We start from the raw sequence: 24,661 nt of genomic DNA, 5'->3' as shown, positions 1-24,661 counted from the left end.
TAATGTTATTTATTACGTTCTTCAATATAACCTTCTTCCACTTACCTACCCCGTTAGTTGAATAAGCAAAAGAGCTGCATTGCAACCCAATGATCTTAACTAACACACCCGTTAACCATCCAATGCATCACAAAATAGTGCTGTACAACAGAGAAGCAAAATGGTTAGAGGAATCTATACTAGTAGTCCACCAATATTAATAGACTTATTAATATACTCTCCTTAAGTGTTGTCATTTTGCATCTCTTGAAGAAATTTATTCTCATGGTAAATAGTGTTGAAAATATATAAATTTTTCAAGAAGATTCCGAACTAGTATATTTAGTTACAATTCCCCTCTGTTCCTTCAATTTCATATTGTATGTCATATAATCTTTTTATCAATTGCATGTTTGGCGAATAGATGAGTATACACACATCATATCCGCCATAAATTTACTATTTTGGTCTTTTGTACGATTATTTTTATAGTTCTTTCTTACATTTTACAATTATAAATTTTACTGGAGGTTTATTTTTCATGTTCTTACTCGACTCATTAATTTCTGAAAACTCTACCAGCCCATATTTTTCAAATTCTTTTTTTATGGAGTCAGAATCATAAAAAAACATTTTTACGCCTTCCATTACCTCGAAATAGTCTTTATCCAATTGTTTACCCTTTCCAAACATCGGGGCTTTTTTTGAAACAGTTGTAAAAATCATATATCCATTTGGCTTTAACTGATCATAGCAATCTTTAATAAACTTTTCTCGCTCACAATTATTCAATAAGTGAATAAGTGCATAGCAAAATATACCGTCATAGCGTTTTTTATCAAAAGGCATGTCAGTTACTGAACCATGAAAAATACTACTTTCAAGCCCGTTTTGCCTCGCCAAATCAATTGCTGTTTTCGAAATCTCAATACCTGTTACATTTATTCCATTGTCAATAAAAACCTTTGCATTTCTGCCATATCCAATACCTGGTACCAGCATGTCCTTAACATTTCTTTCAAGGAAAAAGTCCTTTGTCAGGATTGCAGAGTCTGTAGGTTCAAATCCCCACATCGTTTGTTTTTCTATAAAACTTGATTCCCAAAATTCCGTCATATCTCTATCTCCTTTATGTTTTATGCTATGTTGCTTGACGCTAATGTTAAATTCAAATAATGTTTATATGCCTAATTTCCAATTAATTAGGATTCCTACTCCAGTTCTTCTATATTGCATTCCGGTAACTAATACAGAATCTTTTTATTTCAAATAAGTATATTACAGATTCTTTATATCCGCAATTAAGATAAATCGATCTCTTATGTGAAAAAATATAGCTAGCCATATGGAAGCTCTCAATCTTTGGACATAACTTTTTTATCGCCTAATTTGTTGTAATGGAGAGATAATTCTTTAAATAATTTGTTACCTATACCCATTCCTGATCTTCTATAAGTAAATAAACAGATTTAATTCACCAGTATTTTCTTCAAGATTTATTTCTCTTTTCCAAGCATCCGCAAGGAAAAAGAGCATCAATCCTTCTTGGATGAACGCCCTCTATAATTGTATATTGTCCGTGATGAGAGGCTATTGTTTAACATCTTACATATTTGCGTTTGAAACCAAGCTTTCCTCTATCTACTTGCTTTTGAATACTTTCATAAGCGTGTATGAAACTACTATTTTTATTGTCCCTTTTGACTTCTACTGGACCTACTTCCTTTGCAGTTTCGACCGCCTTTTCATGAAGCGGCAAATACGAGACCGCTACTGTGTATAGGAAATTATTCATAGCCGATTTCGTTCGTTCTGGCGAAATGTGAATCGTATTTTTCACAATTTCAAGCATATTGGTAATCTTGCTTTCAGAAAATTCAACGTCTAAGCGATTTCCTAATAGCCAGCAGTAGCAACTCCAGCCCGCTGACATTCTTAGCTCTTCACCGCTTGCAAGCCATTTATCAGCAACGTCCTGTGCAATATCTGCTTCCGCTAAAGTAACTGCTACCACATAATCGGACAGCATATAAAAATATGCCTCATCCATCCAACGGTCAAAATCCGACTCAGTCATTGCTTTTGGATCTGCAATAATGCCTGCAAAGTACATTGCGTCATAGTTCCCTGTGGCATAGAGCTCTTCAGCTAAAGATTGATTTATTTTTATTTTCTTGGCGATTGGTTTCATTGCCCCTGTAGCCACACCAAACAGTGGTTCGTGCGCACCATTGGATATGTACATTTTTTTTGTTCGCTCCTTGCCGAGGGCTTCAAGCTCCTGCATAACTGATTGTAGATTCACCTTTTAGCACTTCCTTCTTTTTTGAGATTTATCCCCTTAATATTCAAGCCTTCAATACAATTAGCCTATAACAAACCTTACTATTTGCCAGCAAAACCTTCACCTTAAAATGTTCGGAGTGTATGAGGTAATATTGATGTGTTGATATGGTCTATTATAAAGGATGGGTGTTTAAGTGGAAAATTAATGAAACATAATATACCTAGTTATCAATTTTATAATTCGTTTCTTTTTTGAGTTTTTAGGAATAACTCCTTTTTTAGCAATTAAAAGAACCAGTAAAAATATAAAACAACTAAAGCCAATATTATCACTTGCAAGTAAATTTATCTGGATAGTTTGCATCACAATTAAAATGTTTACTTTATAAGAAATAAGAAAACTCAAAATGAAACGCATGTCACGTAATTGCCTAATAACACCCTTTTGTAAATAGATACATCTGAAGTAATAATTTTTTGGATAATCAAAGTATGTTGAACTTGTTTAACTAAACCGTTTGTGAAGACTATAATTAAGGCTTTTTCTCAAAGATTGTTGCTGTTAAAACTGAAAGGCAGGTTTAATCTACAAAACGTGTAGAATACTTTGCTATAATCAACCCAGGATATATAATTATGGTTAATCGAAAGGAGGGATAATAATGAAACAAGTAGCTCTCCATCAATTGCACAAAGAGCATAATAAACGAATAGCAGAATTTCATAAAAACCACGAAATTGAAATTCAACGTGGTGAAAATGGTGACGGTTTGTTAGCTAAATGGGAAAGATTTTTTTATAACAAGGTAATTTCCCCTCTAAAGAATGTGAAATAGTTAGATTTTTGACAAGCTGAAATAAGCATTTGCTCTCCCCGTTAAAAAACGCTAGTCATGGTATTCAACAATCGGGCACTATTGTTGAATACACAACTATATTTTTAACCCCGTTCTAAATTTAGAACGGGGTTATACTTGTTTGAGCTTTTAAAATTAAATAACTTTAATGTCTTTTTACAATTTCCTCGGTATTTTAGCGAGAAATTAGGCTTTTTCTTCAAAATGCCAGTCAGTGGTCGGTGTATTCTATAATAAATTATAGTCTAACCTTAACCTCAGTACCATCCTTAGCTTTGACATCTACTAGCACGATCCCCTTATAATTTTTCAGTTCCTTGACGATAGGCTTTAGCGTTTTTTTGTCCATTAGTGGAAAGGTAAAGTCCAGTTTTTTTCTTTCGAAGTGCTCTTTTGTCCATTTGTTTGCATTTTTCTGAAAAATCTTAGAAGACAAAATTGAAATAACAATGTTTAAAGTTGCATATGGAATTGGGATGGTAAACCGAATGTCTTTTGCTTTCACTTTTACATGCATCATAAGCAAATCACTAATCAATGATGACCGAAACGGTATCCCCGTTTGCCGATTTTATATCTACAATTTGGCCATCTAATTCGTTTTCGATTGCTTCTATAATAAGGCTTATGTCTATATCTTTAATGTATTTTTCCGATTGAGGAATACTCGCTGCGATGCTGTGTCCAGCCATTAATACTACCTTGAGAAGTTTTATAGGCAAATTGACCATGACGTTATCATTTTCGGCTGATACAACACGAATTTTTAAAGTTTTATCTAAATATTTGGTCGGTTTTTCAAGAAGCTTCTTACCTGTTTCTTCTTTTTCTTTTAATACTTGAATCAGTTCTGATCCCTTATCTGCGTCAATCTTCCCTTCTTGAACCATTGTTAACACTCTTATAATTTCCTCTTTCATGATAAATTCCTCCCTATACCTCTTTTAAGAGCTTAATGGCTTCTTCTGGTGTGATTTCGCCATTTTCCAACATGGTAACAACTTTTTTCTCATCTACTTCATTTTTCTTCTTCTGCACATATCCAAGGGATGAGATGATATCTGTTAGCTTGCCTCGAACCGTTGGATACGAAATCCCAAGTTCCTTTTCAACTTCTTTGATATTCCCTCTACATGTTAAAAATACTTCCACAAAATGAAGCTGATCCTTTGATAAGGATGCCAGCTTAGATAATTCAAACTCATTTTCAATCGTAGTGTGACAATGAGAGCACTGCAACTTTGTAATTTTCAATGTTTTACTGCAGACAGGACAATTTGTAATTACTTTATAAGCCATAATGAAACCCTTCCTTTTAGTTGATTCAATTACATTATATATCAAGGAATCAAATATATGAATAATAAAATTAATTTTTTCAATCAAAAAAACCAATAATATTAATTAATTGTTCAATAATATTGATTATCCATTTTCATTATACATTCAACCATTATATTTACCATAATGGTTGAAATTGTAGACATTTATCTTAGTAAAGATACCCACTTCCATAATTATATCGATTATTCAGAACAATTAAATAACTATACTTTAACCCCGTCCTAAATTTAGAACGGGGTTATGTTTGTTTTAGGTTTTATAATTAAATAACTTTATTGTCTTTTCACACTAAATACTTTAACGTCCAGATTTTTGTCCTTGCGACTTACTTAGAAGAAAAATTGTTGTTGCAAAAATAAATATAGATGTACATAAGCACATTGTAATTCTGTTCCAACTACCGTCTAATAAAGTAATATTCGTTAAAATAATTAGTTGCATTAAAGCAATAGCAATATACAAAATTAAATTGTAACGAATAAATCTTCCCCCTTAGCAGTCAACTATTTTGCCTGATACTTGAAAATTCCACTACTATACCTACTTCAACGTTATTTCTTAAACTAACCTGCTCCATTAGTTAAACAACACAGTTTTATTAAATGAAATGCCAAAATAGCTATACTTTATTTTAACCTGATTGATTGCTTCACTATGAAAAACACTAATCCCATAGATTTCATCCTTTTTCGAAGCAGTGCCATCATCTAATTTTTTATAGGTAGCGGCAGGAGATGTGTCTGCCTTTATTGATACCTCCTCTATATTCTTAAAACCATATTTTTCTGACTCATTATTATTATAATCATCCGTTATGATGAAACCTTGTAAAGCATTACTAACTTGTACTTTTGTTTTTGATGGCTTTTCATTATTATTTACTGATACTTCTAATATTTTCACTTCACGAAAGCCTTTATTACCAATTCCAATAACAACTGATTTATTACCAACAGATGTACCAAGAGTACTTATTTCCAAAGGTGGTTTAAGTAGCACAAAGGAAAAAACACCAATAAGAGTTAATGCTAAAATTAGAACAGTAACCCAAAGTTTCTTCTTCAAATTTTCACTTCCTATACAATTATTTCTCTTCAACTAAACTGCCCCTTTAGTTGAATAAAAAAAGAGCTGTCTAAACAGCTCAAAGATCTTCTACTAAAGCACCCGTTAGTTTAAAAACAAATCTTGCGTATCACTTTTATTTTTTCTAGTACATTGAACATTAATTAACTACCTTTGATATTTTTATTGCACTCTAATTGTTTTTGAATTCCTGACCTATCAATTTGAATCCAATACTCTGAAATTTTTTCATTTTCTATTCTATACACCGCACTTGCTATTTGTATTACTGGAAGCCCTGTCGGTTTGTATCCATCGATTTCTCCTACGTGTGTACCTGTTTGTTTCCAACGTACATATACTTTATTTCCGTCTACTAATAATTCTTGAATTTCTATTGAAAAATTACCATATGCTTCAATCATTTCTCTTACGTGTTCAGCATAATCTTTAGGTGTCCTCAACACTATTTGTTCTTCTTCAGATACAATTTGATGTGCCAGTACTTGTTCTGCCATTAATTGATTTGAGTAATCAGGATCATTACCTGAACGTACTTTTTCAAAAAATACTCTAACAATTTGTTCTGGTTTCATTAAAAAGCCCCCTTATGAATCAGCCTTATGCTAATCATATCATAGTCGATTTTATTAAACTATACTGCTCCGTTAGCCCAATAAGAAAAGCTGCCTTTGACTTCGGCATCTGGATTTTCAACTCTTGCACCCTTTTGTTTAAGTGATTTCATTCACAATATTTCAGTGAAACATTTCCTACTTTTAAAACATTTTCAGAAATTTCTTTGGAAGCAATCGTACTTCTTTCAACGTGATTAAATTCTTCTAAAATTTGCTTGACCATTTTACCTAGAATACTATGTTGGTTATTAACTTTGTTAAAAACCTCCATACAAAAAAGGTAATCCAATATTTTAAAAGGGGATAGAATAAAGTTTGATCAAAAAACGCATGAACCTGCTTTATTGCGGCAAATTCAAAGAATCCATTTTGAAAAAAGATCGATCAAAATGGATTCTACAGTTCAGAATAAAGATGGAATTTCATAAAAAGTTTGATCATTTTTGGGTAAGTTTCTTGAACACTTGCACCCGTTCGAAATATAAGGATAGCCAGATATTTAAAATGTATCTGTCCCTTTCTGTTACCATCTATGATCCGGCTATTTTTTCTCCCCTTGGCTGGCTGCTATTGGCGTCCGGTTCGACGGTGATGCCGATTTGATCAAAAGTCTGCCCTTCGGCGAGCTGGTAGGTCAGTATTCCGGATCCGTTTTCGTCCGGCTTGAATATGCCGCTATTTTCCCTCGTGCCGTTTTTCAGCAACCAAACCTGGTAAACCTGTGAACCTTCGACGCCAGGTAATTTGTGAACCTGCACCACCAAATTTTTCTCTGATCCCTGCTGGACAATATATGCGATGCCGTTTGTTCCCGAGTGGCTTTGATTGACTGCTTTTAAGGGAATGGCCGTTAAAATCTCAATGGGTATATTTTCGGCATGGCGATTTTTTTCCTGTACATTCGCTATTCCAAGGCCAATAATCACGATCAACAAGACGGTCACGATACTGGTTGAAACTGGAGTGAAATGGCTTTTGAGCATCATGGCAAGCTTGCTCATCTTAGACATAAATGTTTCCATACCGCTTTTCGTTTTGTGATCAAAAACATACTCCAACACCTCGCCTTTTAGCGATTCAGGAACCTCGATTTCGGTATAATCAAACGGCAAAGCATGCCAGGCCTGGGACAATTCCTGATATTCTTTCTTACACAGCGTACAATTCTTTAAATGTTCATCAAAGGTCATGCGTTCGCTCTCCTTGAGCTCATTTGCTATATATGGAATTAAATCATCACAATCCCTTCTCATTTTATATCCTCCAATTCCAGATGCTTCCTCAAACCTTTAAGTGCTTGGTGCAATCTGCTTTTAATCGTGCCGAGCGGCTCTTGTTCAAGCTTGGCGATCTCTGAAAGAGAATACCCTTTCCAATAAAGCAAATCGATTAATTTTCTTTGCGCCGTCGGCAATTTGTTTTTCGCTATCTCAATATTATTCGTATTTACTCGTTGCTCGATTGCATTGGCAAGGTCGGCGATCTCTTCATGTTCCTCTTGATAGTGTTGCGTATGCCTCTTCTCTTTGCGGTGGTAGTCAATGCAAATATTGCGAGTAATCGTGAGGAGCCAATTTACAAAGCTGCCTTGAGCCGGATCGTAATGGCTGTTTGTTGTCCATAGCCTCAAAAAGACCAACTGAATAATCTCTTTCGTCTTATCCTCATTCCCATTACAAAACTTCATAACGAAGCCGTAAACAAGCTTTATATATCGATCATAAAGCTCCTCTAATGCATGACCCTGTTTTTCGTTTACCAATATCATTAATTCCGCATCGTAATTTTCTTTCATGTGGCACTCCCTGCTATTGGATAAAAATATATTGCCATTATACTATTGTAAAAGTATGGATGGGAACGACCGCGACTGATCGTTCCCTGGACAGGCTTATTAAAATTCTGTTTTACTATTTACGATAAACCATACATCTTTTATTCCTTGTCCGTTTACATCCCCTTTTTGCTGATCTTTCGCAAAATAATAAAGAGGAAAGCCTTTGTACGTGACCTGCTTCTTACCGTTGTCTGCTCTTGTGAATGTACCGAAATCCTTTTTGTCAAAACCTTCTGGGACGGCGAAATCTCCCTGAGTAAATGCCGGCCAGGTTGCCAGGCAGTCTCCGCTACAATTGCTTTTTCCTATTTCGTCCTTCTTAAAGTAATACAGCGTTTTTCCCTGTGAATCTGCTAGGTATTCTCCATCTTTGTCATTCTTCAAAAGCTGAAGGCTGTCAGCCGGGGCTTGTTCCGATTTAGTTTGTTCCGTTTGGGCTTGACCGGGTTGATCCGTCTCTGTTTTTTCCTCAGTGCTTTTTCCACAGGCAGCCATAACAAAAATAATCGATAGTATTGCGAGGGTAAACATTCCTTTTTTCATGTATGTTCCTCCTAGTTTTTTATATTTAAAGATTATCCTTACTTCCAGCCCCATTTTTGAAAGATTTGATGACCTTCTTCCGTTTTTAAATACTCAATAAATTGCTGTGCCTCTTTTTTCTGATCGGTGATTTTCGTCAGGACGATCGGCGTTCCACGATAGAGCTTTTCTTCTTCGGGAAGTTCGACCAGGTCGGTCACATCCCGGAGCCGGTAATGCCATGATTCATAGGTAATCCAGGCGTCTAGGCTGGAATTCGACTTCCAACGTTCAATGGCTTCAGCACTTGACTTTACAGAAAGGTTAATATTTTGAGAAATACCTTCGATTAGCCCTTTTCTGCCTGCCATATCTTCCCACAGGCCGAGCTGGCCAGCCCCATTCACATCGAGTATTTTGACTCCATTTTTCGTTAATTCCTCCAGGCTTTCAATCTTCTTAGGATTTCCCTTCCTCACCAATATTCCTGCGGCACGTGGGTAAAGCTCCGTTCGTGATTTAGTGTCGATCATTTCGGGATGGTTAAAGATGAAGTCCTGCAGCATATATTCGGAGCCACCGAAAATAATATCTGCATCTTGCTTTGCCTGGCTGATCCAATTGCCCTCTGGTCCGGCTGTAACTTCTACCTTGACTCCCGTTTTAACTGAAAAATGTTCAGCCGCTTCCTTGATCGGTTCAAGTGGTCCGCCTGGTCCGTACACCCGAATGACATGATTACTTTGGCTGGAATTTGGTGTCGCTGGGGACGCCGGCTTACGGTCCATTTTTGCATTGGCTGACAATCCGGTAGCCGTAATGACAAAGAGCAGTAAAGCTGATAGAAAAACGGTCTTCTTCATGATTCTTCCTCCATTTTTACATGTTTTTTAACGGTTCTATCAAAGGAAACGAAGGGAAACTGCAAACGGTTTGATTATAATTTCAAATTAGTTTGAAAGTTCCATAAATCTATTAGAAATTAGTCTGGTGAAGAATAAATAAAGGTGGACCTTCTCAGGTACCAAGCTTGTTAAGGAAGTACCATTTTTTTTAACAAGCTTTTTTAATATACGCACTAATCATCGTGGCACTTACAGGATATGATACTGCCTCTGGATGGCTAACAGGTCAGGGCAGTTCAATAAAAATCAAAGTAGTTAAAACAGATTAGGCTCGGTTCTACTAAAAATGAACCAAACCTATTTATTATTTCATATAAATTAAAATTCTTTCTAAAAGATGTTTTTTCCACTGTTCAAAGCAAAGGCAATTTCTTCGTCTACAAGTTTTTTTAGTGCGGGAAATGTTTCTTCAACAAACACTTTCTGTTTTTCGGGATCTGCCTTTTCCAGTGTATAGGTTGGACGTGTATAGCTAAGACCTAGCTGCTCTAAGATGCGGGACATTCCACGCAAAGAGTAAGAAATCCCCCATTTTTCTTCAACAAAGTCAACAATAAGCGCAAGTATCCAGTTGTATCTGGCTGTAAACCCTACATCAGCTGGGAATAGAGTGAACACAGTTTCTAAGAGAATTGCCTTTTGGTCCTTGGATAATTTCGAAGGTTTACCTGTAGAATGACCGAGTGCAAGCCCTTCAAGATCACTTACTTTATAAGTAGAAACATAAATGCCGATTGTTTCAGGGATACGGTCAATAATTTAATAATGCCCTTAAAATGGATTCTCTCCAGCAGACTATCTCAATAGTCTTGACAACTACAGACTACCGCAGTAGTATTAGTGTGTATGACAGACTATTACAATAGTCTGATTAAGAAAAGGAGCATGCGCGTATGCAAGTGAAATTGTTTGATTCGGAATTACAAGTCATGAATATTTTATGGGAAGAAGGCGATTTAACAGCTAAACAGCTCACACAAATGTTAAATGAACGAATAGGTTGGAATAAAAACACCACCTATACAGTTATAAAAAAATGTATAAAAAAAGAGGCCATTGAAAGAATTGAACCTAACTTTATGTGTCATCCAATCATCAGAAAAGAACAGATACAAGAACAAGAAACGACGGAATTGATTGATAAAGTATTTAATGGTTCTAAATCTTTACTATTCGCATCCTTACTAGACAAGAAAAAAATGTCTGCGAGTGAGATTGATAAATTAAAGCAAATTGTTAAAGATCTTGAGTGAGGAATTATGATATGAGTATTCTCAACATGAGTGTAGACGCATCTCTCCTCCTCATCATTGTGCTATTGATGAGGAGGTTAGTGAGAAATAAAGTGCCAAAGCAAACATTTTTAATTCTTTGGGGAATCGTTGCATTTAAACTACTCATCCCCTACTCTTTTTATTCAAAATTGAGCATACAGCCTATGTTGAAAAACTTATTTTTTACACCCACTCGCTTAAATGATTCAGAAAATTTACTCAATACAATCGAAATCGCACAAACATCAAACACGTTCTCTCATCAGCTTTTGCTTGTGATGACAAGCGATTTCGTTCAGTACCTTTGGGTATGTGGGGGTATAGGGGTTTTGCTATTCTTTATATTGGCCTATGTTAGATTTTATAAAGAATTTCAAACAGCCATCCCAGTGAAGAATAATGAGTATCTCGATCAATGGCTAAACGATCATAAGTTAAAAAGAACGATTCAAATTGCAGTATCTGATAGAATTACAACCCCGTTAACATATGGAATCTTTAAACCAGTCATCTTATTGCCGAAATCAACAAATTGGGAAGACACTGCAAGTATTCAGTTTATTCTCACGCATGAATTAATTCATATAAAACGCTTTGACGTTTTGTGGAAAGTAATTTTAATAATTATGGTAGCTTTGCATTGGTTTAATCCATTAGTTTGGCTTATGTATTTTTTAGTAAACAGAGACATTGAATTGTCTTGCGACGAAAGGGTTATTAGACAGTTTGGAGATAAGGCAAAGTCAGCATATGCACTATCTCTCATCAATATGGCAGATGAAACCTATACGGTTACGTCGCTTTGTAATCATTTTAGTAAATACGGGATTGAAGAAAGGATCGTGTCCATTATGACCTTAAAGAAAAAATCGGTTTTAGGAACAGCATTAGCATGTACTTTAGTCATTGGAGGGATGACCGTCTTTGCGGCAACTGGCCAAGAGTCACCAACGCTGAAAGAAGACAAAGAACGAAATCCAGTTATTGTTACTGATGCATCAAATAGTACGACGGAACCACATGTAATCGCAATAAATAAAGGCAAAGAACGAAATCCAGTTATTGTTACTAATGGATCAAATAGTACGACGGAACCACGTGTAATCGCAACAAATAAAGGCAAAGAACGAAATCCAGTTATTGTTACTAATGGATCAAATAGTACAACGGAACCACGTGTAATCGCAACAAATGGAAAATAAATAAATTACTCCAAAGACTAGTCCTGAAATTCGGGACTAGTTTTTTCATTTACTTCATCATTTTTTCTTAATAAAACTCAAATGCCTTCCACTCTATTGGTCTTGCCAATAGCGCGGCTACCAAGTCAAATGAAAAGAATGTTTTAAAGATGGAGATAGGCGCTGTGTTTTCCAAGCTCTTCTCGATCAACTAGGTCTTAGTGTTGGTTTAGAATAAAGTTTGATTATAAATCACTCTAAATTTTTGATTTTCTGTATATAAAAGCAATCGTTTTGAATAAAGATTGATCAAAACGATTGCTTTCTTACATTTATAAGAACTGTTTTTATAAAAAAGATTGATTATTTTAAATCTCCTTATTCCACTAAAGTACCCCGTTAGTTCAATAAGACTCTTTTTATGGTTTCGGAACTAATACCCCATGGTAGAAACTCGCTCCTGTTACAGTCTAATGCTATAGGTAACTGTAGAATACAGTAGAACAAAAGGAATTGCAGAATTTGGACAATTGCTTCTTCAACGTCCTTCATTTCTTTATTACACTTCATACATTTTTGAAATTTTTAGTACCATCGTATGACCTCCTTTAATTGATACGTCATCGTACCAAGGGGTGCTGATTATTTATATACGTTGTTTGAATACCGGTTTACTTTGTTTTGGTATGTCACTACTTTGAAATGATAAAACTTATCTCAAATTGGGGTAAGTTTTTTTTCTATCAACTTTTTCTCACTTTCACACGTCTAGTAGTTGTATACAATTTGAAAATGTTAAAAAGGAGCTTCTTTGGACATGAAAACAAGAAATGCATTTCAACATGAAGAGATATTTGTCCAGTTTATTCGTGAACAGAAAGAACGATTTTATTTGCTCGCGTATAACTATACGAAAAATGAACAAGACGCACTTGACGTTGTACAAGATAGTATTCAAAAAGCAATGCTTTCTCTTGATCGACTAGAAAATGTCGATTATATGAAAAGCTGGTTTTATAAAATCGTCGTACGTACAGCCATTGATTTTTTACGTAAGCATAAACGCTTACATGTGACAGACGATGATACATTGCAATATTTAACACCTGCACAAGAGGATGTCTACGAAAACGTTGATTTAGAGCATGCGTTAGACGAGTTACCTCAAGTGTATCGTGAAGTTGTCATTTTACACTATTTTGAAGATTTAAAGCTCGCTGATGTAGCCAATATCCTTAACATTAAGTTGAGTACAGCAAAAACTCGCCTTTATAAAGCGTTAAAACTCTTAAAAATTCAATTGCAAGATGTGAAGGGAGATACAGCACATGGATGAAAAATTAGAAGAACTAGAAAAGCAATATAATGAGGTACCCATTCCAAAAGAGCTTGATTTTATGGTTGAACACGCTCTGAAGCAAGGCAAAAAGAAGAGAAAAAACCGAGCACCTCTATGGTTACTTGGATCTGCAGCGGCGGCAATGCTTTTTACAGCTAGTTTAAATGTCAGTCCTGCAATGGCACAAACACTCTCAAAAATTCCTGTTGTTGGTAGCATCGTAAACGTTTTAACATGGACTGAATATGAAGTAAAAGAAGACACTTATGACGCTAACATTAAAGTACCATCTATCGAAAACTTAGAAAATAAAGATCTTGCAAATACTTTAAATGAAAAATACCGTTCAGAAGGTAAGGAGCTTTATGATGCCTTTATTTCTGAGGTTGATTATGTAAAGGGACAAGGAGGTGGCCACGCAGGGATAGATAGTGGTTATGAAATCAAAACTGAAAATGACCAAATCTTATCAATCGGCCGTTATACTGTCAATACCGTAGGATCGTCTTCTACAACTATGCAATACGATACAATTGATAAACAAAATGAAATTTTAATTACACTACCGATGCTATTTAAAGACGATAGTTATATTAAAACGATTAGTGAAAACATTATAGAACAAATGCGTGAACAAGCTGCATCCGACCCAGATAAAACGTACTGGGTAAAAGGAGGAGGTCACCCAGATGAAGAAGTTATAGATGAATTTACAACTATTAAAGCTGATCAACAATTCTATATTTCAGATAAAGGTAAACTTGTTATTTCCTTCGATAAATACGAAGTAGCACAAGGCTATATGGGTATAGTAGAATTCGAAATCCCAACCGATGTCCTAAAAAATGATCTTGTAAGTTCTAAATACATTCATTAATCATTTTGCTAAAAAGTATAGTTCCAAAATACGAGGTATTTGGCGATTAAATTGTCAAATACCTCGCTTTTTTATGTATGAAATACTTCTTTGATTCTTCTTTTAAGAGGAGTCTGTCATAAGCCCGAAACAGAAAAATAAGCGCACATTTCCGGTATTCATCACAAATAGCTGTAGCTAACAAATAAAGTTGTTTAAAAAGATGGAGTAAATTTGAATAAAGTTTGATTAAAATTATTAGAACCGAACCCCGAATGTGTGGGGGCTCCCTCTTCTGCAGCCAATCTATTTCCCTTCACTCTTAAATTAAGTCTATTTCATATTCCAATGGAGAATTTCTAACTTCGAGTTTTAGTGAAATCCAAAAAAAATACATAAAAGATAAAAAAATTGTTTTAATTTAGACACAAACTAGTTATAATGTTTTAGTTATCAATTTAATGGGGTGCATAGTAAATAATTTAGATTGGTTATACTCAATGTAAGTAACCAATTATGGGGAAATGTTCGACAGAGGACGTTCTTGTTATAGAAGATAGACATGAAAGGAGTTTGTTGGCATGAAAGAAACATCAGGAAGTAATATAAAATGGATTCCTTTCTTCATTACCATTGCAATTGGTATGATTATTTGGTTTATACCGACACCTGCTGGAGTAGCAGAAAATGCATGGCATTTGTTTGCTGTTTTTGTTGCGACAATTGTCGGTTTTATTTCAAAACCATTACCTATGGGAGCTATTTCAATTATTGCTATGGCAGTAATTGCGGTGACTAATACGCTAACAATTGAAGAAACGCTAAGTGGGTTTGGTAATTCGACGATTTGGCTTATCGTTATTGCGTTCTTTATTTCGCGTGGATTTATTAAGACGGGGTTAGGTGAGCGTATAGCTTATGTATTTGTTAGGCTTTTTGGAAAGAAAACGTTAAGCTTGTCGTATTCTTTATTGTTAAGTGATTTAATTTTGGCGCCTGCTATTCCGAGTAATACGGCACGTGCAGGTGGTGTGATTTTTCCTATTATACAATCCTTATCACGTACATTTGGTTCTAAACCAGAAGATGGTACTGAACGTAAAATGGGAGCCTTTCTTTTGACGGTAGGATTTCAAGGGAACTTGATTACATCTGCTATGTTTATGACAGCAATGGCAGCTAATCCTTTAATTGTTAAGCTAGCGAGCGATACCGCTGGTGTGACAATAACGTGGTTTGGGTGGGCAACTGCTATGATTGTTCCAGGATTAGTAGCATTGATTGTTGTTCCATTTATTATCTATAATATTTTTCCTCCAGAGATTAAACAAACTCCAGAAGCAAGTCAAATTGCAAAAGAGAAATTAGATGAGTTTGGGCCATTAAAAAGCTCCGAGAAACGCATGATTGCAGTGTTTATTGTTATTTTAGGACTTTGGATTGGTGGGGATTCTTTAGGCATTGGTGCCACAACAGCTGCTTTAATAGGGCTTTCCTTACTTTTATTATTAGAAGTACTAACATGGTCAGATATTAAAAATGAACAAGGAGCCTGGGATACGCTTGTTTGGTTTGCGACGCTCTTTATGATGGCCTCTTATATGAACACGCTTGGACTGATTCCATGGTTTAGTAAAGAGGTTAGTTCGTTTGTGTCTGGCTATAACTGGATGTTTGCGGTATTGATATTAGCACTTGTCTATTTCTATTCACACTATTTCTTTGCAAGTTCTACAGCGCATATTAGTGCCATGTATGCTGCATTTCTATCTGTTATGCTTCAAGCGGGAGCACCAGCTATGCTTGCGGTGATCCTATTAGCAGCATTCAGTAATTTATTTGGTGCTACAACTCATTACGGTTCTGGTCCTGCTCCTGTATTCTTTGGGGCAGGTTATATTGAACAAAATAAATGGTGGACGGTAGGCTTTATTGTCTCTATCGTTACGATTTCCATTTTTGTTATAATCGGTGGCTTATGGTGGAAGCTACTTGGATATTGGTAAGATAGGATTGAGCACGGCTACACAAGGACAACTAGTCTTTTAGCCGTGCTCTATTAATTTCTTTTACTCTTTTAGAGTCTCTTCCTCGCCAAATCCCATAGCATTGGCTTTCCCTTATTTAGTTGTTTCTTCTCTTTCTAATCTAGATATTCCCACTTCTATAAAATCCTCAATATACCCTAATATGTTATCCACGTAATCTGCATCTAAATAATAATAATCTCTAAAACCCAGTTTCTTCATAACCCTACCTTTTTCTCAGAAAAAACAAAAAAACAACCTCTTATAGATATTTTTCCGAAGAGGATGTTTATTATCAAACTTTTTCATGTAGCTTTGTAATAAATTTTGATTATTTCGGAATCTCCACTGCACTAAAGCACCCCGTTAGTTCAACAACTAATTATTCATTGCGACTAGTAAATAGTATCAATCTTAATTAAGGCCCCACCTTCCTTAAGTAGTTTCCCATCAAGCTTAACTTTTTGAAGTAAATCTTCAACATCTTTTCCTATGATTTCACTGGCAAAATCATTGAATTTCCAAAACATGAATTGCCCCGTTCCACAACCGATATAAAATGATTCATCTTTATAAATAAAATGAATCTCTCTTCCCATACTTAAATCTTCAAGTAATTCCTCATACATCGTAAATAACTTTTCATTTCAATATCAATAATCAATTACGGTGTTTCTAATGAAATTAATTAAAGTTGCCAGCTTTCATAAACCTGCTCCGCTATTAAAAAAGCGACTGCTCTATTGAACAATCGTCTTCTTTAATAGTAGATTAATCTTTTAAAAAAATATTTAGCATTTTACGCTGTGAATTTTGTTTTAATATAAAAACTACAAAACCAAGAATAGCAGAGATAATAAAAAAACTATATGGAATAGTATAAAGCGTCCCTGATGGTTGTGAACCATTATATCCAACCTCAGCGTACCATTTTTTATTTTGATTCGAGAAATACATATTCTTGTGTGAAATTCCGTATTTAATTACTTCATCCATTTCGCTATAAACTTGAGGAAATTCTGTTCTATCAATAGACTCTGGAATATCACCTGGCTTTTTGTATAAGAAAAAATACTCTAATTTATCATTAGTAACTTCTTTAAGGTCTGAAATAATTTGATTTTTCTCAGCTTCTGTAAATTTTTTATCTCCTGAATTACTAATTACAGAGTTAAGAGTATCCTGTACATTTAATTGTACATTTATAGCTACTTGGTCTCTTACAAATAGACCTATGAAACTCCCTAAACTAATAATTAAAGAAATAAGAGTTACACGAAATAGATTTTTAACTATCTTGTTTTGTGCTTTAAATATACTGATTAACCCTTTTGTGATTTGTTTTTCATCACCGAACCTATTGATAGCAATAGAAATTGCTTCTTGTTCGCTTTTTCCTTCTGTTTTTAATTCTTCAACAGCTTCTACTAAATGCGTTCTCATTTCTTCTTTCATTTCCTTTGCTTCTTTTCCACTAATATTCGCATATATCGAATTCACAAATTCATCAATTTGTTTCATTTTTTCCCGTCCTTTCTAAAAACGAATCAATAATGTTTTTAACAAACTTCCATTCCTTACATTTTTCCTCAAATCCTTTTACCCCTAATGGTGTAAGTTTATAATATTTCCTCCTACCTCCAGGACCTTGTTCATCTCCCCAGTAAGAAGAAATCCATTTTTTTTTCTCCAAACGCTTTAATGACAGATAAAGAGTCCCTTCTTTAAGTTCAAACTGATTATTACTCTGTTCTCGAACTAATTTTGCTAGTTCATATCCGTACATATCCTTACTATGTAAAAGTGAGAGAATTAACGTATCAATATGTCCTTTTAAAACTTCTTTATTAACTTCCATTATTTCCACCTCCTGGTACAAATATAATTTATATTACCCTATAATGCAAGGTATTAATTTTAATAATACATGTCCCATGATTCAACTATCCTGCCCCGTTTGTTCAATAAAGAAAAAAGAGCTGCATATGCAACTCAATGATCTTCAAGTAAATCACCCGTTAGTTTAAGTATGATTCTTCACAAACTAATATTTATCTCTCAAGATATTTAATAATCCAACACTAAATATTAAAGTACCCACTAACATAAATGAATGTATGAATCCATTTAATATAGGAACATATTCTCCAGTTAAGTTTTCATTAGAATACACTACTTTAATTGAGAAATATCCTAAAGGTGTGCTTAAAATTATTACGATTAGCCCCAATATGAAATGCCACACTTGATTCTTCACAAACTATTCCCCCTTTTATAGTAACTTATTAAACTAACCTGCCCCTTTACTTCAATAAGAAAAGGCATTTCTCCTTCTTAATGAAACGCCTTCTATAGTTCAATAAGTGGGGAACTAAAAATCAAAAAATTGAAACTTCTCTTTCCATATATCAGTAGAATAAATCGAAGATAATATTTTTAGAAAGGAGCAATTGAGTGAAACGCTTTATAAGTTTGGTTATTCTAACTTCATTATTTCTTATTGGGTGTACAAGTGAGAACGCTCAAGATATTCAGATTCCTAATAAAGAAAATTTAACACAAAAAGAAGTTAGTTTTTCTCATGAGGGGAAAACATTCAAAATCATTCCATTTTACGGGGAATATCTTGAGTATGCAAAATATTCAAAAGAGAACCCTAAAGAAAGTAACAAAAACGTCTATTCTGAGAAAGTGTTGTCATCTATTAAGGAAAAGTCTTCTATAAACTTCTTATTAGATTATCCTTTTTTACCTACTAACGATTTAGAACGAATTGAAGAAAACACAAATTTTTTACTAAAAAATCAGGATAAAATCAATGAGTGCATAAAAGATGCTTTAATTAAGTCTGCTGAACTCTTACCTGGGGACGATATTAATATTTTTATCCTCCCCATTCGAAAAGAGGATCAGTTTGCTGTTGATAAAATGCAAGGTGTTGCTGGAAATACTTTTTCCTCCAATACGATATTCCTACTAATTGATTCAACTTATACGGAGGAAATGCTTAGGTACACCGTAGCACACGAATATCATCATACTGTTAATATACTTTTAAATGCTGATCAGGCTTTTTATTCGTTGTTCGATAGTACAATATCCGAAGGAAAAGCTGACTCTTTTGCTGAGATCGTTTATCCTAACATTAAAGCACCTTGGACTGAACCATTGCCAAATGAAACTTTTGAAAAAGTTTTGATTGAAGTAAAAAATAAAATAGATTCAACATCGATAAACGACTATAATCAATTATTTAATGGAGATTCTACAAAGGGCATTCCTTTATGGTCAAATTATAAAATTGGATATGAAATAACTCAAAACTATATAAAGAATAATCCAGAAGTTCCAGTACCAAAATGGACAGGACTCCTTTCGAAAGACCTATTGCGTAATAGTGATTATAATGAAATATTAAATTAATAAAGAAGGTTCGGAGAAATTATTCCGAGCCTTCTTTTTATTATATTGAACTAACCTGCCCCGTTAGTTCAATAAGAATAAGTTACCCTTAAAGGTAGCCACTTGTTTACTAAAGCACCCGTTAGTTGAATAAGAAAAAGCTACACCCTCGATAGTTGAACTATTTCCCGAACCAACTAACTGTCTTCTATTTGTTAATTGGTCCTTTACTTATGTCTTCAAAAAATCAATTAACTTCTTTTATTACTTTTGAATACAGTGTAAATATTACTGAAATGACCACGATTAAGATTCCACATAAAAGCATTATGTTTGAGATTGTTAGGTTCAAGACAAGAGCCAATGAAACAAAAGCGTAGGAGAGAGGAACAAGTCCATTAGATGAGGCATTAATAAGGCTCATCACTCTTCCCATTTTTTCTTCATCACTTTGCTCTTGAATAGTTGAGATGAGTGAAACATTAATAATGGATGAAAGTACACCCATCATTGAAAGTAAGACAATGCCTTGCCAAAGGAATCCGATTTGACCAAGTAGGGACAGGAGAATTCCAAGGAAAGTTATCATTACTAAGATGATCAATCCTCTTTTCTTTCTTAAGTTAAGTATCCCGACAATTATTGCCCCAACGAGCATCCCTCCTTGGTAAGAACTCTGTAAGAAGCTTAAATCTAAAGCCACTCCATGAATCACTTTATCCACTATGAGAGGTATGCCCATAAGTAGAGGACCAAAAAAGAAAAAGTTTATAATAACTAGAATAAAGAGCATATTTTTTAGAAAAGGCATCTTCCAAACATAGGTTAATCCTTCTCTTAATTTTTCTTTTGTCGAACCCTTTTTTTGTGGAATTGTATTTACATTTTCTTTTATTAAAAACGAGAAAATGAAAGTCATAGTTAAAAAGATAGCGATGATTGAAAACAAAAGAGTAAAAGATCCAACAGTAAGCACCCAGCCACCAATCATTGGTCCAGAAAACATAGCAATTTGATTTGAACTCTGTATAAATGAATTTGATCGTGTAAGTACATCCTTTGTAACTAGGGCTGGAAGTAGTGATGTGTTAGCTGGAGAAAAGAATGCATCTAGAACACCAAACAATAATGCGAAGCAAATTAGCGGCCATAATTCCAGAATACTCATTTTAAGAAAAAAGATCATAACCACAACCAATATACATCTTACTAGGCTTGAAACAAGCATGATTTGAGACCTTTTATAACGGTCAGCCCACACCCCGCCGATAGTCATAAAGATTACACGTGGAATCATAGTCACCATCATTACAATCCCTAGAGCACTTTCTTTATTTAGAACTGTGATGATATACCATTGCTCAGCAAACAAATAAGTAGATAAAGCTAAAAAAGATGTTGTACTCGATAGCCATAAAAAAACAAATGCCCGATTTTTCAACAAACTTGAAGAAACAACGTCATTCTTCGTTTCTATTAACGCTTGGTCTCTACTCAAATCTCTACTCAATAGAATTCCCTCCCTCAAAATCATTACTTGTTTTTAAAAAGAGGCTCTTCGATTTGAAAAGCAGTGGTCATTAAATAGTAATTTTGCTGCTCTATATCTATATCAGTATCTTTTTCTTCAAGTTTTTCTAAGAGCTCTCTATACTTACGCGTAAATTCCAGAAATTTTTCTTTACTTACTTTCAATTCTTTTTGGATAGAGAGTTTTGGCCATTCTTCTACATTTGATGAATTTAATTCAAAGGAATTATCAGGAGCTGTTAACACTCTTGTTTTAGCACGATCAATCACTTCTAAGTATGATTGTCTAGTAGCGTCTTTTGATTCCACATAATTTAATAAATGATTCGCCGGAATGAACCCCCTAGCTACAGCTTGGTAAAACTTTAAAATATTTCCTCCTCGCTCTTCTTTTCTTACGAGCTGAATGATTTTGTGTTTCTCCAGTTCACGAAGATGGTAAAGAATTTTTGCTCTAGATAAGTTAAGCTCTTGAGCAAGCATTTGGCCTGTATGGGGCTGTTCGACCAAAAAAATTAACATTTTAGTACGTAAAGGATCACTAATAACCTTTAACTGTTCATAACTTTCAATAATGAATATGGATTTTTGGTGCACAACTCATTCTCCTTTTTAACCGGTTAATTTTTATTAACTATAGTTCAAAAACATAAAAATGTAAATGAAAATAATCCATTACAGGAACAAAATGGATTATTTTCAAGTTTATAATTTCTATAAAAAGTTTAATTTTGCTCTCTTCAACTAAACTGCCCCGTTAGTTTAAGTGTAATGATTCACATACTTTTTTTAAAAGAGTGATAATCAAGTTTGAACAGATATATCTAACTCCCTAAATTACTTAAATCTGATAAAGATAATTGACTAACTACTTCATAACCGCTTCCTATCCCTCTTGGTTTTACAATAACTGTCCCCAAATTTGGTATTTGACCTAAACTTATTCCTTCTGGAAAACTATGAGCAATTATTATAGTATTTCTTCCCTCTTCTGGCTTTGATTCTAGCACTGACTGAAGACCATTCAGTATTCTTTGTCTGTCCCCACAAAGTAAATTATCACTCAAACTATATATTTCAACCCAAAAGGGATCAACTTGAACATTCCCACTCCCAAATGCTAACTGTGCTGTTTCAATGGTCCTACAAAAAGGACTTGCAGCTACAGGGTATTTAATCGGTATTCGTAAAAATCGGAGAATTTCTCCATAGTAAATAGCCTGCCTACGTCCCTTTTCAGAAAGGTTTCTTTGGGTTAAGCAGTTTTGAAAATTTATATTTGGTAGATCTCTTCCAACGGTTGCTTCCCCATGCCTTGCATAGAATATGAATCCTCCTTTTCTAAGGGAATCCAGTAATGATCTATTCAAGCAATCTTCTCCTTCCATTTAAACAACTTAGTTTACTGCTAATGTATGTTGTACTACTTGGATTATTTACAAATGAAAAACAAACGGAAATAATAAAACCTTTTCCGTTTGTTTTTAAGATTTAAGAATAGATAATTTTCGTATGAAATAATTTAAATGAGTGTCATTAGTGTTCCACCTATGACACCTGTTACTACAATAAAGAGGTCCATCTTTGGACATTGGCTCAAAATCAAAACCTATTATTAAATGGTGGTGAAAATTTAGTATTAAAAATACTCAATCAAGTGAAGCTTCCCCAATACCATTTTGGAATTATATTTGAAAAGTAATTTACCCATTCACTTGAATGATTTTTTTAAAATTGTACTTAAAGTAACATAAAGATGTTACACAATCAACTTTATCATCTGACGGCAAAATAATTGAGAAAAGATCTCACGTTGATGTACATGATATTCTTCGCCAGATTAACGCTTAATTCTGAGTATTAATTTATCCAATTAAAAGATCCTTTTTTTTAGGACTTTTTTATTTATAAAAAAGTCCTCTTTACTGCTTGTTGAACTAACCTGCCCCGTTAGTTGAATAAAAAAAGAGCTGTCTGAACAGCTCCAAGATTTCCCACTAAGACACCCTGTTAATTCAATAAGAAGTCCAGTATAGAGACGAAGAATATAAGCAAGGAAATAATAATGAACAAGTATCCTTCAGATCTTTTTCTATCTTTTTGAAGTTCTACTAATCCCGTTACAAGTCTCCCTTGTAAAAAAAAATACGTTTTAAGCGTATTTTCAAATAATAGGATTGATCATTTTAAAGAAAAACCCTTCAGTTATTTATACATCTCCTTCTTCTAGTTTTTTATTTAATAGCAGATAATCATCTTTTTCAAAGGTTACTGCAACTCTATCTAATCTATTTCCTCCTGGATAATAAACATTACCAAGACCTAAATTTTTAAAAGTAATTACATATTTTAAATATGACTAATATGTAAAGTCCTTTCTTATTCCACGATTGTCCCCATTTGTGAAAAGATAATCTAATCTTCGAATAGCCCCCTTCCTCTCAGGTTTGCGGAAACAGGCTCCTTTCCTAATTCACGTGCCCATATAGATAACTGGCCGATATGGTGGATTTCGTGGACAATGACATGACGTATGATCTCTCCGTGTGTACATTCAATGACTCGGCGCCTGATTGGTGCGTCTCTAGAGCTAATCGGTTCTTCATTGAAATCCGTTTCTGAAAGTTTCAGAGAATCCATTTCATTTGTCCAAGACGTCACAAATGGCTTCACTTTCTCATGGTATTGAGCTGAAAGATTTTTCACTTTTTGTAAGCTAGTATAATCCTCAAACAATGGCTCCTCAGGTACTGGTTCACCTCGCAAACCTAAGATCCACATATATTCCACATCTACAATGTGAAACAGAGTATGTAGGATACTGCCGAACCCACCGACCCGTTTCTTTAATAGTTCTTCATCCGGTATGTCTTCGCACCATGTAAACCAATCATTACGAACTTGCCAGTTATATTGAAACAGTTTCAAAATCACAACAACCTCCATCTTTTAAATATCCCCCATATTAAGAGATGTTCAAAACAGCAAAAGTATTACCTCCTTGTTCAACTAAACTGCCATGTTAGTTCAATAAGAAAAAGGCTCTACTTCTTATTGAAGTAAAGCACCCCGTTAGTACAAAAAGTTCATCAAAAAGAGCGTTATCTCCTTGGAACAACGCTCCTTTAATAGAAAAGCTGACTGTTATTTGTCCTTTATACTAATATAAGATTTGTTTGAGTGATTAACGGAATTAATTAAAAAGAGCGTTGCTGGAACTACAATTAGTAAACCGATAATTAGGTACATGCTGCGAGTGCTAATTTCGAAAAAAGCAGAAGAAGCAAATAATATTCCCACAGGCATGGAAACTCTAAATATAAAGAGACGAACAGCACTTAGTTGGGTCAAACGGTCCCGAGGAGCTTCTTGTTGAAAAATTGTAGCACTTTGTGCATTGAAAAGAGGAAATAATAGTCCTCCCATTAATTCACATAACAAAGCAAATTGAATTGATTGAACAAAGAATAAAAGAACGAACGATAATCCTCCACCAAGCAATCCAACGTACATGACCGTTGGAATTTTGGGTAGTTTTAAAAGAAGTACCGTACCTAAAACATAACCGATAGGAAAAGCTCCTTTAAATATTGCGTATTGCCATGGTTGCCCACCAAGT

At 34.4% G+C, this 24,661-nt stretch carries 29 protein-coding genes and 1 pseudogene; 7 read left to right on the top strand and 23 right to left on the bottom strand.

Going from position 1 to position 24,661, the window contains the following annotated elements; translation table 11 throughout:
• Window positions 1-465: 465 nt before the first annotated feature.
• Both ACQKM9_RS20515 and ACQKM9_RS20510 read right to left on the bottom strand, forming a co-directional pair.
• Window positions 466-1,095: a class I SAM-dependent methyltransferase gene (locus ACQKM9_RS20515; protein WP_427736245.1), complete on the bottom strand. Its 630-nt coding sequence runs from the start codon at window positions 1,093-1,095 to the stop codon at window positions 466-468.
• Window positions 1,096-1,576: 481 nt separating this feature from the next.
• Complete coding sequence (locus ACQKM9_RS20510) at window positions 1,577-2,266, bottom strand: DNA alkylation repair protein (RefSeq protein ID WP_427736262.1); 690 nt, start codon at window positions 2,264-2,266, stop codon at window positions 1,577-1,579.
• Between the two features lie 661 nt (window positions 2,267-2,927).
• Here ACQKM9_RS20510 and ACQKM9_RS20505 point away from each other — a divergent pair.
• Window positions 2,928-3,101, top strand: a complete 174-nt coding sequence (locus ACQKM9_RS20505) for a hypothetical protein (RefSeq protein WP_427736244.1) — start codon at window positions 2,928-2,930, stop codon at window positions 3,099-3,101.
• 259 nt (window positions 3,102-3,360) lie between these two features.
• Here ACQKM9_RS20505 and ACQKM9_RS20500 read toward each other — a convergent pair whose 3' ends face one another.
• The 10 genes from ACQKM9_RS20500 to ACQKM9_RS20455 form a co-directional block, all read right to left on the bottom strand.
• Window positions 3,361-3,642, bottom strand: coding sequence for a hypothetical protein (locus ACQKM9_RS20500; RefSeq protein ID WP_427736242.1), 282 nt, complete (start codon window positions 3,640-3,642; stop codon window positions 3,361-3,363).
• A gap of 10 nt (window positions 3,643-3,652) precedes the next feature.
• Window positions 3,653-4,042: an SHOCT-like domain-containing protein gene (locus tag ACQKM9_RS20495; protein WP_427736240.1), complete on the bottom strand. Its 390-nt coding sequence runs from the start codon at window positions 4,040-4,042 to the stop codon at window positions 3,653-3,655.
• A 13-nt stretch (window positions 4,043-4,055) separates the two neighbouring features.
• A complete protein-coding gene (locus tag ACQKM9_RS20490; RefSeq protein WP_427736238.1) occupies window positions 4,056-4,421 on the bottom strand; it encodes a DUF2089 domain-containing protein in 366 nt (121 codons plus the stop codon).
• A 621-nt stretch (window positions 4,422-5,042) separates the two neighbouring features.
• Window positions 5,043-5,564, bottom strand: a complete 522-nt coding sequence (locus ACQKM9_RS20485; protein ID WP_427736236.1) for a hypothetical protein — start codon at window positions 5,562-5,564, stop codon at window positions 5,043-5,045.
• A gap of 131 nt (window positions 5,565-5,695) precedes the next feature.
• Entirely contained in the window at window positions 5,696-6,127 is a 432-nt protein-coding gene (locus tag ACQKM9_RS20480; RefSeq protein ID WP_427736234.1) for an ester cyclase, read from the bottom strand.
• Window positions 6,128-6,699: 572 nt separating this feature from the next.
• A complete protein-coding gene (locus ACQKM9_RS20475; RefSeq protein ID WP_427736233.1) occupies window positions 6,700-7,422 on the bottom strand; it encodes an anti-sigma factor in 723 nt (240 codons plus the stop codon).
• A complete protein-coding gene (locus tag ACQKM9_RS20470; RefSeq protein WP_427736232.1) occupies window positions 7,419-7,964 on the bottom strand; it encodes an RNA polymerase sigma factor in 546 nt (181 codons plus the stop codon). Before ACQKM9_RS20470 ends, ACQKM9_RS20475 begins: the two co-directional genes overlap by 4 nt.
• Before the next feature lie 99 nt (window positions 7,965-8,063).
• A complete protein-coding gene (locus tag ACQKM9_RS20465) occupies window positions 8,064-8,549 on the bottom strand; it encodes a COG4315 family predicted lipoprotein (RefSeq protein WP_427736231.1) in 486 nt (161 codons plus the stop codon).
• A 38-nt stretch (window positions 8,550-8,587) separates the two neighbouring features.
• Window positions 8,588-9,391, bottom strand: a complete 804-nt coding sequence (locus tag ACQKM9_RS20460) for a substrate-binding domain-containing protein (protein ID WP_427736230.1) — start codon at window positions 9,389-9,391, stop codon at window positions 8,588-8,590.
• A gap of 372 nt (window positions 9,392-9,763) precedes the next feature.
• Window positions 9,764-10,051 carry a helix-turn-helix domain-containing protein gene (locus ACQKM9_RS20455; protein WP_427736229.1) on the bottom strand — a complete coding sequence of 96 codons (288 nt, stop codon included), beginning with the start codon at window positions 10,049-10,051 and terminating at the stop codon, window positions 9,764-9,766.
• A 275-nt stretch (window positions 10,052-10,326) separates the two neighbouring features.
• Between ACQKM9_RS20455 and ACQKM9_RS20450 the strand changes: the two genes are divergently transcribed.
• The 5 genes from ACQKM9_RS20450 (at window position 10,327) to ACQKM9_RS20430 (ending at window position 16,089) form a co-directional block, all read left to right on the top strand.
• Window positions 10,327-10,686: a BlaI/MecI/CopY family transcriptional regulator gene (locus ACQKM9_RS20450; protein ID WP_427736228.1), complete on the top strand. Its 360-nt coding sequence runs from the start codon at window positions 10,327-10,329 to the stop codon at window positions 10,684-10,686.
• 11 nt (window positions 10,687-10,697) lie between these two features.
• On the top strand, window positions 10,698-11,909 hold the full coding sequence (locus ACQKM9_RS20445) for a M56 family metallopeptidase (RefSeq protein WP_427736227.1): 1,212 nt from the start codon (window positions 10,698-10,700) through the stop codon (window positions 11,907-11,909).
• A gap of 796 nt (window positions 11,910-12,705) precedes the next feature.
• Window positions 12,706-13,224 (top strand): sigma-70 family RNA polymerase sigma factor, encoded by a 519-nt coding sequence (locus tag ACQKM9_RS20440; RefSeq protein WP_427736226.1) that lies wholly within the window; start codon window positions 12,706-12,708, stop codon window positions 13,222-13,224.
• The gene (locus ACQKM9_RS20435) at window positions 13,217-14,104 is read left to right on the top strand and encodes a DUF3298 domain-containing protein (protein WP_427736225.1); all 888 of its coding nucleotides are present in this window, start codon (window positions 13,217-13,219) and stop codon (window positions 14,102-14,104) included. The genes ACQKM9_RS20440 and ACQKM9_RS20435 overlap by 8 nt, the downstream gene beginning before the upstream one ends.
• Before the next feature lie 560 nt (window positions 14,105-14,664).
• Entirely contained in the window at window positions 14,665-16,089 is a 1,425-nt protein-coding gene (locus tag ACQKM9_RS20430) for an anion permease (RefSeq protein WP_427736224.1), read from the top strand.
• Between the two features lie 114 nt (window positions 16,090-16,203).
• Here ACQKM9_RS20430 and ACQKM9_RS20425 read toward each other — a convergent pair whose 3' ends face one another.
• The 5 genes from ACQKM9_RS20425 to ACQKM9_RS20405 all read right to left on the bottom strand — a co-directional run bounded on the left by ACQKM9_RS20425 (window position 16,204) and on the right by ACQKM9_RS20405 (window position 18,367).
• Window positions 16,204-16,332 carry a hypothetical protein gene (locus ACQKM9_RS20425; protein ID WP_427736223.1) on the bottom strand — a complete coding sequence of 43 codons (129 nt, stop codon included), beginning with the start codon at window positions 16,330-16,332 and terminating at the stop codon, window positions 16,204-16,206.
• Window positions 16,333-16,505: 173 nt separating this feature from the next.
• Complete coding sequence (locus ACQKM9_RS20420) at window positions 16,506-16,739, bottom strand: hypothetical protein (RefSeq protein WP_427736222.1); 234 nt, start codon at window positions 16,737-16,739, stop codon at window positions 16,506-16,508.
• A 142-nt stretch (window positions 16,740-16,881) separates the two neighbouring features.
• Complete coding sequence (locus tag ACQKM9_RS20415; RefSeq protein WP_427736221.1) at window positions 16,882-17,631, bottom strand: permease prefix domain 1-containing protein; 750 nt, start codon at window positions 17,629-17,631, stop codon at window positions 16,882-16,884.
• On the bottom strand, window positions 17,618-17,968 hold the full coding sequence (locus tag ACQKM9_RS20410) for a PadR family transcriptional regulator (protein ID WP_427736220.1): 351 nt from the start codon (window positions 17,966-17,968) through the stop codon (window positions 17,618-17,620). The genes ACQKM9_RS20415 and ACQKM9_RS20410 overlap by 14 nt, the downstream gene beginning before the upstream one ends.
• A 186-nt stretch (window positions 17,969-18,154) precedes the next feature.
• A complete protein-coding gene (locus tag ACQKM9_RS20405) occupies window positions 18,155-18,367 on the bottom strand; it encodes a glycosyl transferase (RefSeq protein ID WP_427736219.1) in 213 nt (70 codons plus the stop codon).
• 197 nt (window positions 18,368-18,564) lie between these two features.
• Between ACQKM9_RS20405 and ACQKM9_RS20400 the strand changes: the two genes are divergently transcribed.
• Window positions 18,565-19,533, top strand: coding sequence for a DUF2268 domain-containing protein (locus tag ACQKM9_RS20400; protein ID WP_427736218.1), 969 nt, complete (start codon window positions 18,565-18,567; stop codon window positions 19,531-19,533).
• 226 nt (window positions 19,534-19,759) lie between these two features.
• On the opposite strand, the gene ACQKM9_RS20395 is transcribed toward ACQKM9_RS20400, so the two are convergent.
• From ACQKM9_RS20395 to ACQKM9_RS20370, 6 genes and pseudogenes are all read right to left on the bottom strand, one after another.
• On the bottom strand, window positions 19,760-21,022 hold the full coding sequence (locus ACQKM9_RS20395; protein ID WP_427736217.1) for an MFS transporter: 1,263 nt from the start codon (window positions 21,020-21,022) through the stop codon (window positions 19,760-19,762).
• 23 nt (window positions 21,023-21,045) lie between these two features.
• Window positions 21,046-21,639 carry an ArsR/SmtB family transcription factor gene (locus ACQKM9_RS20390; RefSeq protein ID WP_427736216.1) on the bottom strand — a complete coding sequence of 198 codons (594 nt, stop codon included), beginning with the start codon at window positions 21,637-21,639 and terminating at the stop codon, window positions 21,046-21,048.
• Window positions 21,640-21,866: 227 nt separating this feature from the next.
• Complete coding sequence (locus ACQKM9_RS20385; protein ID WP_427736214.1) at window positions 21,867-22,412, bottom strand: histidine phosphatase family protein; 546 nt, start codon at window positions 22,410-22,412, stop codon at window positions 21,867-21,869.
• Between the two features lie 640 nt (window positions 22,413-23,052).
• Window positions 23,053-23,220: a DUF3953 domain-containing protein gene (locus ACQKM9_RS20380; protein ID WP_427736261.1), complete on the bottom strand. Its 168-nt coding sequence runs from the start codon at window positions 23,218-23,220 to the stop codon at window positions 23,053-23,055.
• Window positions 23,221-23,457: 237 nt separating this feature from the next.
• A complete protein-coding gene (locus ACQKM9_RS20375) occupies window positions 23,458-23,973 on the bottom strand; it encodes a DinB family protein (protein ID WP_427736260.1) in 516 nt (171 codons plus the stop codon).
• A gap of 213 nt (window positions 23,974-24,186) precedes the next feature.
• A pseudogene (locus ACQKM9_RS20370) lies at window positions 24,187-24,661 on the bottom strand (MFS transporter); the annotation flags it as partial.

Origin of the sequence: Viridibacillus sp. NPDC093762, assembly GCF_050279675.1 — a bacterium.
Taxonomy (GTDB): Bacteria; Bacillota; Bacilli; order Bacillales_A; family Planococcaceae; genus Viridibacillus.
The sequence above is the reverse complement of the archived record's forward strand: the minus strand, read 5'-3'. Positions and strand labels throughout refer to the sequence as shown.

Bases quoted from the DNA above. Each gene is read 5' to 3' on its own strand.
- ACQKM9_RS20515 (WP_427736245.1), bottom strand. From the start codon at position 1,095: ATGACGGAATTTTGGGAATCAAGTTTTATAGAAAAACAAACGATGTGG.
- ACQKM9_RS20510 (WP_427736262.1), bottom strand. From the start codon at position 2,266: ATGCAGGAGCTTGAAGCCCTCGGCAAGGAGCGAACAAAAAAAATGTAC.
- ACQKM9_RS20505 (WP_427736244.1), top strand. From the start codon at position 2,928: ATGAAACAAGTAGCTCTCCATCAATTGCACAAAGAGCATAATAAACGA.
- ACQKM9_RS20500 (WP_427736242.1), bottom strand. From the start codon at position 3,642: ATGATGCATGTAAAAGTGAAAGCAAAAGACATTCGGTTTACCATCCCA.
- ACQKM9_RS20495 (WP_427736240.1), bottom strand. From the start codon at position 4,042: ATGAAAGAGGAAATTATAAGAGTGTTAACAATGGTTCAAGAAGGGAAG.
- ACQKM9_RS20490 (WP_427736238.1), bottom strand. From the start codon at position 4,421: ATGGCTTATAAAGTAATTACAAATTGTCCTGTCTGCAGTAAAACATTG.
- ACQKM9_RS20480 (WP_427736234.1), bottom strand. From the start codon at position 6,127: ATGAAACCAGAACAAATTGTTAGAGTATTTTTTGAAAAAGTACGTTCA.
- ACQKM9_RS20475 (WP_427736233.1), bottom strand. From the start codon at position 7,422: ATGAGAAGGGATTGTGATGATTTAATTCCATATATAGCAAATGAGCTC.
- ACQKM9_RS20470 (WP_427736232.1), bottom strand. From the start codon at position 7,964: ATGAAAGAAAATTACGATGCGGAATTAATGATATTGGTAAACGAAAAA.
- ACQKM9_RS20465 (WP_427736231.1), bottom strand. From the start codon at position 8,549: ATGAAAAAAGGAATGTTTACCCTCGCAATACTATCGATTATTTTTGTT.
- ACQKM9_RS20460 (WP_427736230.1), bottom strand. From the start codon at position 9,391: ATGAAGAAGACCGTTTTTCTATCAGCTTTACTGCTCTTTGTCATTACG.
- ACQKM9_RS20450 (WP_427736228.1), top strand. From the start codon at position 10,327: ATGCAAGTGAAATTGTTTGATTCGGAATTACAAGTCATGAATATTTTA.
- ACQKM9_RS20445 (WP_427736227.1), top strand. From the start codon at position 10,698: ATGAGTATTCTCAACATGAGTGTAGACGCATCTCTCCTCCTCATCATT.
- ACQKM9_RS20440 (WP_427736226.1), top strand. From the start codon at position 12,706: ATGAAAACAAGAAATGCATTTCAACATGAAGAGATATTTGTCCAGTTT.
- ACQKM9_RS20435 (WP_427736225.1), top strand. From the start codon at position 13,217: ATGGATGAAAAATTAGAAGAACTAGAAAAGCAATATAATGAGGTACCC.
- ACQKM9_RS20430 (WP_427736224.1), top strand. From the start codon at position 14,665: ATGAAAGAAACATCAGGAAGTAATATAAAATGGATTCCTTTCTTCATT.
- ACQKM9_RS20425 (WP_427736223.1), bottom strand. From the start codon at position 16,332: ATGAAGAAACTGGGTTTTAGAGATTATTATTATTTAGATGCAGATTAC.
- ACQKM9_RS20420 (WP_427736222.1), bottom strand. From the start codon at position 16,739: ATGTATGAGGAATTACTTGAAGATTTAAGTATGGGAAGAGAGATTCAT.
- ACQKM9_RS20415 (WP_427736221.1), bottom strand. From the start codon at position 17,631: ATGAAACAAATTGATGAATTTGTGAATTCGATATATGCGAATATTAGT.
- ACQKM9_RS20410 (WP_427736220.1), bottom strand. From the start codon at position 17,968: ATGGAAGTTAATAAAGAAGTTTTAAAAGGACATATTGATACGTTAATT.